This is a genomic window from Mesorhizobium sp. M3A.F.Ca.ET.175.01.1.1 (assembly GCF_004791945.1).
Lineage (GTDB): Bacteria > Pseudomonadota > Alphaproteobacteria > Rhizobiales > Rhizobiaceae > Mesorhizobium.
Genome location: NZ_SRTP01000215.1, coordinates 1 through 314 on the forward strand (window position 1 = coordinate 1; position 314 = coordinate 314).

Genomic DNA, 314 nt, shown 5'->3' on the forward strand with positions numbered 1-314 from the left:
CGAATCCGCGACCACGACATCGGTCTTTCGCAAGGCGGGTTTCATCAGAAGGCGCTCGCCGATCAAAGTCCGGGCTCGCATGGTTTCGGGCGCGTGCACCCAGACGAGGTCGTGGATGGTGACAACTCGTGCCATTGTGCTGTCGAGAACGAACGGCAGGCGATGCGATGGGCCCCAGAATACCTCCACGCGGCCGCGCCGAGCCAGGGAGGGCAGCACAGCCTGACCCCAATAGCTTCGCGCGAGGGGTCCCTTGAAGCTGGCAAGCTGCACGGAAACGCCATGCGGAATGTCGTAATGCGCGCTGACAGCAT

General features: G+C 63.1%; 1 pseudogene. It reads right to left on the reverse strand.

Annotated features, from left to right (window positions below):
- Nucleotides 1-314, reverse strand: a pseudogene (locus EN818_RS33125) (glycosyltransferase family 1 protein); the annotation flags it as partial.